This is a genomic window from Sphingomonas sp. LaA6.9, assembly GCF_022601895.1.
In the GTDB taxonomy this organism is placed as follows: Bacteria; Pseudomonadota; Alphaproteobacteria; order Sphingomonadales; family Sphingomonadaceae; genus Sphingobium_A.
Map to the genome: position 1 here is coordinate 165,776 of NZ_JAKVIO010000003.1, position 7,805 is coordinate 173,580.

The 7,805-nt window shown below is 63.1% G+C and carries 9 protein-coding genes and 2 pseudogenes; 3 read left to right on the top strand and 8 right to left on the bottom strand.

Features of this window, described 5'->3' with window-relative positions; all coding sequences use genetic code 11:
- Positions 1-28: 28 nt before the first annotated feature.
- The 3 genes from MKI88_RS03080 to MKI88_RS03090 are packed head-to-tail and all read right to left on the bottom strand — an operon-like array spanning position 29 to position 1,366.
- The gene (locus MKI88_RS03080; protein WP_241629485.1) at positions 29-583 is read right to left on the bottom strand and encodes a DUF6010 family protein; all 555 of its coding nucleotides are present in this window, start codon (positions 581-583) and stop codon (positions 29-31) included.
- Positions 570-920: a hypothetical protein gene (locus tag MKI88_RS03085; RefSeq protein ID WP_241629486.1), complete on the bottom strand. Its 351-nt coding sequence runs from the start codon at positions 918-920 to the stop codon at positions 570-572. The genes MKI88_RS03080 and MKI88_RS03085 overlap by 14 nt, the downstream gene beginning before the upstream one ends.
- A 2-nt stretch (positions 921-922) precedes the next feature.
- Entirely contained in the window at positions 923-1,366 is a 444-nt protein-coding gene (locus MKI88_RS03090; protein ID WP_241629487.1) for a hypothetical protein, read from the bottom strand.
- A 110-nt stretch (positions 1,367-1,476) separates the two neighbouring features.
- Between MKI88_RS03090 and MKI88_RS03095 the strand changes: the two are divergent.
- Positions 1,477-1,643: pseudogene (locus MKI88_RS03095) on the top strand (thermonuclease family protein); the annotation flags it as partial.
- A 249-nt stretch (positions 1,644-1,892) separates the two neighbouring features.
- On the top strand, positions 1,893-2,210 hold the full coding sequence (locus tag MKI88_RS03100) for a winged helix-turn-helix domain-containing protein (protein ID WP_241629488.1): 318 nt from the start codon (positions 1,893-1,895) through the stop codon (positions 2,208-2,210).
- 74 nt (positions 2,211-2,284) lie between these two features.
- On the opposite strand, the gene MKI88_RS03105 is transcribed toward MKI88_RS03100, so the two are convergent.
- From MKI88_RS03105 to MKI88_RS03125, 5 genes are all read right to left on the bottom strand, one after another.
- Entirely contained in the window at positions 2,285-3,337 is a 1,053-nt protein-coding gene (locus MKI88_RS03105; protein WP_241629489.1) for a ribonucleotide-diphosphate reductase subunit beta, read from the bottom strand.
- A 71-nt stretch (positions 3,338-3,408) separates the two neighbouring features.
- Entirely contained in the window at positions 3,409-3,798 is a 390-nt protein-coding gene (locus tag MKI88_RS03110) for a membrane protease subunit (protein WP_241629490.1), read from the bottom strand.
- 22 nt (positions 3,799-3,820) lie between these two features.
- Positions 3,821-4,129, bottom strand: coding sequence for a hypothetical protein (locus MKI88_RS03115; protein ID WP_407073296.1), 309 nt, complete (start codon positions 4,127-4,129; stop codon positions 3,821-3,823).
- On the bottom strand, positions 4,111-6,030 hold the full coding sequence (locus tag MKI88_RS03120) for a ribonucleoside-diphosphate reductase subunit alpha (RefSeq protein ID WP_241629491.1): 1,920 nt from the start codon (positions 6,028-6,030) through the stop codon (positions 4,111-4,113). The genes MKI88_RS03115 and MKI88_RS03120 overlap by 19 nt, the downstream gene beginning before the upstream one ends.
- A gap of 402 nt (positions 6,031-6,432) precedes the next feature.
- Complete coding sequence (locus MKI88_RS03125; protein ID WP_241629492.1) at positions 6,433-7,053, bottom strand: isochorismatase family cysteine hydrolase; 621 nt, start codon at positions 7,051-7,053, stop codon at positions 6,433-6,435.
- Between the two features lie 107 nt (positions 7,054-7,160).
- Between MKI88_RS03125 and MKI88_RS03130 the strand changes: the two are divergent.
- Positions 7,161-7,805, top strand: a pseudogene (locus MKI88_RS03130) (glycosidase); the annotation flags it as partial.

Genomic DNA, 7,805 nt, shown 5'->3' on the forward strand with positions numbered 1-7,805 from the left:
AAAGCCATGGCGGGTTTGCCCGCCGCGCTCAGATGATGCCGTCGATGCGCCAGATGATGATGAGGCCGAACCCGATGATGCCGTCGATGACGACGCACCAGGGCACGTACCAGCGCGGGATCCTGACCAGTTGCAGGCGCGAGCGGTTGTGGTGCGCGAAATCCCAGAGCGCGTGCCCGAAATAGGCGAGCGGTAGCAGGATCGGCCAGGCAAGCTGGCCGACGAGCGCGGCCAGCGTGAACAGGCCGGTGACGTTGAACTCGACGAACTGGTCGCGGGGCGAGCCGTTCATCACCGCGAAGCCGAAATAGACGCCCGCGATCAGCGCGATGAGGACCGCTGCGAAGCCCAGCGAGGCGGCGGGCGACAGGAAGGCATGCGGCAGCAGCGATGCAATGCCAACGGCTATCCCGGTCAGGATCGGCCGGCGCGCGAAGACCGATGGATGATGATGCTCGTGCTCGAACTCATGCGAGGAGAGGGGGGGGGCATGGCGGGTCTCCGATCGTTGAGGTGGAACGACTGGCCAGGACGGGCACAGGCGCGAAGCCGCGACCGGGCTCGGCCCCTCAGATCGCGACAATGTGCGCAGTGCAGTTACTATTCGTGAGGATATTGAATTCCACCCATGGCGATATCAGGAAGGCGAGGACGACGGCGGTGGACCCCGTATATCCGATGGGTGGGGCGAAGGTGGCAGGCGCCAGCGACGTTCCCATGCTGCGCTGGTAGAAGGGCGGCGCCGCGCTGTAACCGTCGAGGGTCCAGGTAATCATTCTGCTTATGTTTGCAGGATTCTGCACGGCAAGTTCGAGAAACTGGTAGGGCACGCCCTGAACCACCAGCGGGCCTTGCCAGATTTTGGTCCAGATACTGGATCGTACCGTCACCCAGTTGAACGCTGATCCGGCGGCGGCCATGGTCAGGACCCCATCGGTGCAGGCTGGAATGCGGGGCGCGGTGCAGCCTGCAGTGCCTCGAATTCGCAGCGGTGCAGCGCGAGGTGTACGCGACTGAGCAGTTCGCCTTCATGTGCAATCGGGAACCAGCTTTCGGGCATCATGTGCGCAATCGCGCCTGCATCGATGCGATGTCCGCCGAGCTTCAGCATGTCTTCCCCGATGCACGATTGCAGCGCCCCGGCGTCGGCAACGGGATAGCGCAGGCCGCGCCGTCGCGCCTCCTGCCCGATGGCAGTTACGATCCGCAGTACCGGCACGATGGCAAGGATGGTGTCGAGCAGTTCCAGGTCATCGGCGACCAGTGTCAGGTCGATTGCGCCGCCACGCCAGCCCGCGATCGTCCGCTGCCCGTCGGCGGCATCAGCCGCCGGTGCGTCGCTTTCCGGTTTTTTGCGCTTTGTCATGGAGCTGCCTCCAGTCCCCGAAGGCTAACATGCGGGCGCGGGGGCAACAATCGACGCAAAGGGGGAGGGACCGCGCCCTTGCGGAGTGGTGAGCACATCCGCATCGCGGAACCCCCGAAACGCACCCGCCGCGCTGCGCCGCCGAGGCCACGCTTGGCGCGCGCGCGCGACGCAGCGGCTCCACGCGCTGCTCAATGAAGGCCCCTTTACGCTCGAACCCATTGACCGCGACACCGACCGCTATGGCCGCAAGCTGCGGATCGTCACGCGCGGCGGGTAGTCGGTCGGGGGAATGCTAGTAAGCGAAGGACTGGGGCGGCGTTTTGATGGTCGGGACGGCGGGGGCTAGAGCAAGGCAGAGGAACGAATTAGCGCTTCGTCATCCAATCCGTGACCTTTAGTCACGGCCGCCACGGTACGAGCTGGTGGGGATTTCCCCGCCACCTGAAACTGATCAAAAGGCGAACGCTCAAATACCAGCGCTGCGAGCGAGGCGGCCTAAAATCCTCCACGAGAAGAGGTAGCTGTGAAAGCTGTAGAGATTATTCGCGCGCACGGAGCGCCGATGCCTCGCAAGGAGCTATTCAATGCACTGGCGAAAGAAGGTCTCGTAATCCACGGCAAAGACCCGGAAATGGTTCTTAGCACCATGCTGTGGCGCGCGAGCGACACGATTGTACGCCTCCCCCCGCATGGATACTGGCCTAAGGATACGCCTTTTTCGCCGGCACAATACGATCCAGATTTTGACGCTCTGTTTGGTCCTGCATCAACCGAGCCGGAAGGAGAGATCGATGACGGAGACACGGACGAAGACCATCCCGACGACAAGCCGCTCATCTAGCTTGTCGATGTAGTTGAGTTGGTACTGTCCAAAGGCAAATCGCTAGCCGATCGCTGGGATCGGCGGAGCACGACCTACTCCGCCGCCACCCCGGCCTTCGAGAACATGTCCTCGCCTTCGCTCGCTTCGGGGCCGGTGTCGTTGGCCTTGGCCTTTTTGCGGCGGTCGAAGCTGTCCCAGACCTCGCCCCAGTTGCCGCGCGTTGCGGCCTTTGAATATTCGGTCGCGCGCGTCTCGAAGAAGTTGGCGTGCTCGACGCCGTTGAGGAGCGGGGCGAGCCAGGGGAGGGGGTGGTCGTCGATCATGAACATCGGCTTCAGGCCGAGCTGGCCGAGGCGCCAGTCGGCGATGTAGCGGATATACTTCTTGATCTCCTTGGGCGTCATGCCGGGGACGGGGCCCTGCTCGAAGGCGAGGTCGATGAACGCGTCCTCGAGGCCGACGGTGGTGTGGCAGACGTCGCGAATGTCGCTCTTGACCGCGGCGGTCAGGCAGTCGCGCTCCTTGGTGAAGGCGTGGAAGAGGCGCGTGATGCCCTCGCAGTGCAGGCTCTCGTCACGGACCGACCACGAGACGATCTGGCCCATGCCCTTCATCTTGTTGAAGCGCGGGAAGTTCATCAGCATCGCGAAGCTCGCGAAGAGCTGAAGCCCCTCGGTGAAGCCGCCGAACATGGCGAGCGTGCGCGCGATATCCTCGTCGCTGTCGACGCCGAAGGTGGCGAGATAGTCGTGCTTGTCCTTCATCTCCTTGTACTGGAGGAACATGCCGTATTCGCTCTCGGGCATCCCGATCGTGTCGAGCAGGTGGCTGTACGCCGCGATGTGCACCGTCTCCATGTTGGAGAAGGCGGTGAGCATCATCTTGATCTCGACGGGCTTGAACACGCGGCCATATTTGTCGTGGTAGCAGTCCTGCACCTCGATATCGGCCTGGGTGAAGAAGCGGAAGATCTGGGTGAGCAGGTTGCGCTCATGATCGGTGAGCTTCTGCGCCCAGTCGCGGCAATCCTCGCCCAGCGGCACCTCTTCGGGCATCCAGTGGATCTGCTGCTGGCGCTTCCAGAACTCGAAGGCCCAGGGATATTCGAAGGGCTTGTACTGCTTGGAAGCTTGGAGGAGGGGCATGGTTCAATCCTTAATTTCTGCAACCGCGACGGGCATTTTAAAGTTCAAGCCGCAGATTTTCCTGCTGTCAGTCAATTATCGAGCCGTCTTGCCTCTGTGACCGGCAGGCCGGCCTCAGTGGGAACGTAGATCAACGAGGACTTCGAGTTTTCCAGCGCCTGAATCTGGAGGTAGCGCAAATATCCCTCGGGTCCGCCAAGGCTGTTTTGTAGGATCGCATTGGCCTTTGCGGCACCTTCGGCGCGAATGACCTCCGCCTGGGCGAGGGCGATCGCGCTTTCCTTCTTGGCGCGCGCTTCGAGAATCGCGACCTGACGCGAGGACTGGGCTTCGGCCAGCGCCGCTTCGCCTGACAGCCTCTGCGAATAGACACGATATTGCGGGAGTGCGTACATCAGAATGGCGAGGGCAATCAGCCCTCCCAAGATCGCTATCCCGGCGCATCCCACGCGCTGATCCATCAAATTCTCCTAGCGCCGCCGCTCATCGCCGCACCACGACGCGGTCGCGGTAAACGACATGGCTCTTGCGCGCGCCGACGCCGATAAAGACGACGCCGATGAAGAAGCCGAAATCATACCAGCCGCCATTATTGGGGACCGCATAGACCGCGACATTGGCCATGAAGAGCGAGAGCACCCATGCGACGGGGAAGATGAAGCCGTGCCAGAGGCCGAACAGGAAGCCCGGCGCCCCGGACGCAACCCCGCTCTCCGCCTGACGCGCGCAGGCGGTGAGCGCCATGAGCGCGGCAAGCGGGAAGAGGCGCAGGCTTACTGGCAAGCCAAACACTCGTCGTAATCCTTCACCTCGACCTCGATCTGCTTGAGGTCGATGGTGTTGTCCGCCTCGACGCCGCCCGCGAAGCCCGCGCGCTGCACCGACTTGGAGCGGAGATAGTAGAGCGACTTGATGCCAAGCTCCCATGCGCGGAAGTGGAGCATCAGCAGGTCCCATTTCTCGACGTCCGCGGGGATGAACAGATTGAGCGAGGTCGCCTGATCGATATAGGGCGTGCGGTCCGCCGCGAGCTCGAGCAGCCAGCGCTGGTCGATCTCGAAGCTGGTCTTGAAGGTGTCCTTTTCCTCCTGAGTGAGGAAGTCGAGGTGCTGGACCGAGCCGCCCTGTTCGAGGATCGTGCTCCACACGCCTTCGCTGTTCTTCGACTTCTCGACGAGCAGCTTTTCAAGATAGGGATTGCGGATCGAGAAGCTGCCCGAGAGCGTCTTGTGCGTGTAGATGTTCGCGGGGATCGGCTCGATGCACGCGCTGGTGCCGCCGCAGATGATCGAGATCGACGCGGTGGGCGCGATCGCCATCTTGCAGCTGAAGCGCTCCATCACGCCCATGTCGGCAGCATCGGGGCAGGGGCCGCGTTCCTTGGCGAGCATCATCGACGCTTCGGAGACGCCCGCCGAGATGTGCTTGAACATCTTGAGGTTCCAGCTCTTGGCCATCGCGCCCTCGAAGGGGAGGCCGCGCGCCTGGAGGAAGCTGTGGAAGCCCATGACGCCGAGGCCGACCGAACGCTCGCGCTCCGCCGAATATTTGGCGCGCGCCATCTCGTCGGGCGCGCGGGCGATATAGTCGCTGAGCACGTTGTCGAGGAAGCGCATCACGTCCTCGATGAACTGCTTGTCGCCGTTCCACTCGTCCCAGGTCTCGAGGTTCAGCGACGAGAGGCAGCAGACTGCGGTACGATCCTTGCCGAGATGGTCGCGGCCCGTGGGCAGCGTGATTTCGGAGCAGAGGTTCGAGGTCGAGACCTTGAGCCCGAGATCGCGGTGATGCTTGGGCATCGTGCGGTTCACGGTGTCCGAGAAGACGATATAGGGCTCGCCCGTCGCGAGGCGGGTTTCGACGAGCTTCTGGAAGAGCGCGCGCGCGTCAACCTTGCCGCGCTCGCTGCCGTCCTTGGGGCTCCTGAGCGTCCATTCGGCGCCGTCGCGCACCGCTTCCATGAAGGCGTCGGTGAGCAGGACGCCGTGGTGGAGGTTCAAGGCCTTGCGGTTGAAGTCGCCCGAAGGCTTGCGGATCTCGAGGAACTCCTCGATCTCGGGGTGCGAGACGTCGAGATAGCAGGCGGCCGAACCGCGGCGTAGCGAACCCTGGCTGATCGCGAGCGTGAGGCTGTCCATCACGCGGACGAACGGGATGATGCCCGAGGTCTTGCCGTTGAGGCCGACGGGCTCGCCGATGCCGCGCACGCTGCCCCAATAGGTGCCGATGCCGCCGCCGCGCGAGGCGAGCCAGACATTCTCGTTCCAGGTGTCGACGATGCCGTTGAGGCTGTCGTCGACCGAGTTGAGGTAGCAGGAGATGGGCAGGCCGCGGCCGGTGCCGCCGTTCGAGAGAACGGGCGTGGCGGGCATGAACCAGAGCTTCGAGATATAGTCGTAGACGCGCTGCGCGTGGCTCGCGTCGTCGGCATAGGCGGAGGCGACGCGGACGAAGAGATCCTGGAAGCTCTCGCCGGGGAGGAGGTAGCGATCCTTCAGCGTTTCCTTGCCGAAATCGGTCAGCAGATCGTCGCGGCTGTGATCGACGTCGAGCGCATAGGGCTGCGGCGCGATGCTCTTCGAATCGAGGTGCTCGACCTTCGATGCGGCTTTGGTGGCGCTTTTGGCGGGCGCTTCTGTAACGGTGGCTGACACGTCGCTGTTGCTCGCTTCCTGAGTCTCTCTGAAGTCCATGGTCCGCTTCCCCGTTCTCGATACGTTCGACTCGGAGGGCCAAACCCCCGACTAGCATTTTTCGGCGGGCATGGGGCCTGAAATATGGGGTTTATCCCCGTTTTCCACAAGGCGCACAGACCCGCTCGCGAAACATGTCGCGTTAACGATCTACCAGCGCTTGCGTTTGGCCCCCTGCCTCAACACCACCTATAGTGCCTCAACCGACGGACGATGCAAGACGGTAAATGACGGTTCTAAGACTCGATTCACCGCCAAAATGACTCGCTTCGTGGCTGCACCCCGAGCGACGCGTGGACTTTCCTTGCATCCCGAAAACGCAAGCGAACATCATGGGAACGAAAAAAAATTCGGTTGCCCAAAGCTGTTGACACGCGTTCCGGGGATTCGCGGGCAACAGGCTCAGCCCGGAGCGATGGCGGGCACCAGTTCGGCGGTGGTGAGCACGGCATGCGCGAAGGTCGGCGCGTTCACATCATGCGCGGCGTGCATCGCCTCCTGACTGAACGCGGCGGTCGCATCGCGTACCAGCGTGGTGTGATAGCCAAGTTCGACCGCGAAGCGCGCTGTCGCCTCGATACAGGTGTTGGCGATCAGCCCGACCACCACGACATGCGTGATCCGTTTCTGCTTCAGCAGGAAATCGAGGTCGGTATTGGCGAATCCGCTCGATCCCCAATGTTCCTTGACGACGATGTCGCCGGGTTGCGGCGCGAAATCGGGATACCATTCACCGCCCCAGTCGCCTTTGGCGAAGACCTGCCGCTGGTGCGTTGCAAGCTGATAGGGCGTGGGGTGATCCCAGCCTTCGAAGTCGTTCGGCTCGGCGCGGTGATGCGGGACGATGAAGATCTGGATGGCGGATCGTCGCGCCGCGGCGACGATCGCGCGCAGATTGTCGTGCAGCCCGACGGACTTCGCGACCTCTTCCACCCGCGGCCATGTCTTGCCGCCTTCCGAAAGGAAGTCATTATAAGGATCGACGAAAAGAAGCGCGGTCCGTTCCGGATCATAATGGGTCACGTTATGCTCCCCGCTGGCTCGGTCGTGGAGAGAATGGATGGCGGGCGCGTTGGGGTCAACGGGCGCGTTTCGCCCTGACGGTCGATCATGAAGGGGATCGTGCAGCCATGACTCGCTTTGCCGTCGACCGGCTCGTTTTCGCGCCCGACGATGTCGACCTTTCGCGATCGCCGCTCGCAGGAAAGATCGCCGCCGAAACCTATGCGCTGGGCGCGTTCAATCCGGGGCTGGGGCGGCTGCCCGGCGGAAATCTGCTGATGATGGTGCGCGTCGCCGAGGCGCTGCGGACGCCGGTCGAGGGCGGGCATGTGCGCGCGATCCGCTGGGCGGACGGTGACTATGTGCTCGACAAATGGCCCGCGGAGTTTGCCGATGTGAAGGATCCCCGGACATTCACGATTCCGGGCATGGGCTGGCGCACGCTCGCGCTGACGTCGCTCTCCTGGCTGTTGCCCGTGGAGCTTTCGCCCGACGGCCTTTCGGTGGTCGCGGTGCATTATGACCGCGCGGTCGCGCCCGCAGCCGCTTCGCAATGCTATGGGATCGAGGATCCGCGTATCAGCCGAATCGGCGATCGCTGGTGGATGACGACGTGCAGCGTCAGCCCCGAACGGCAGGGGACGACGCTCTACAGCTCGCACGACGCGCGCGACTGGCGCTGCGAGGGGCTGGTGCTCGACCACCAGAACAAGGACATGCTGATCTTCGAGGGGCTGATCGGCGGGCGTTACTGGGCGCAGACGCGGCCGTTG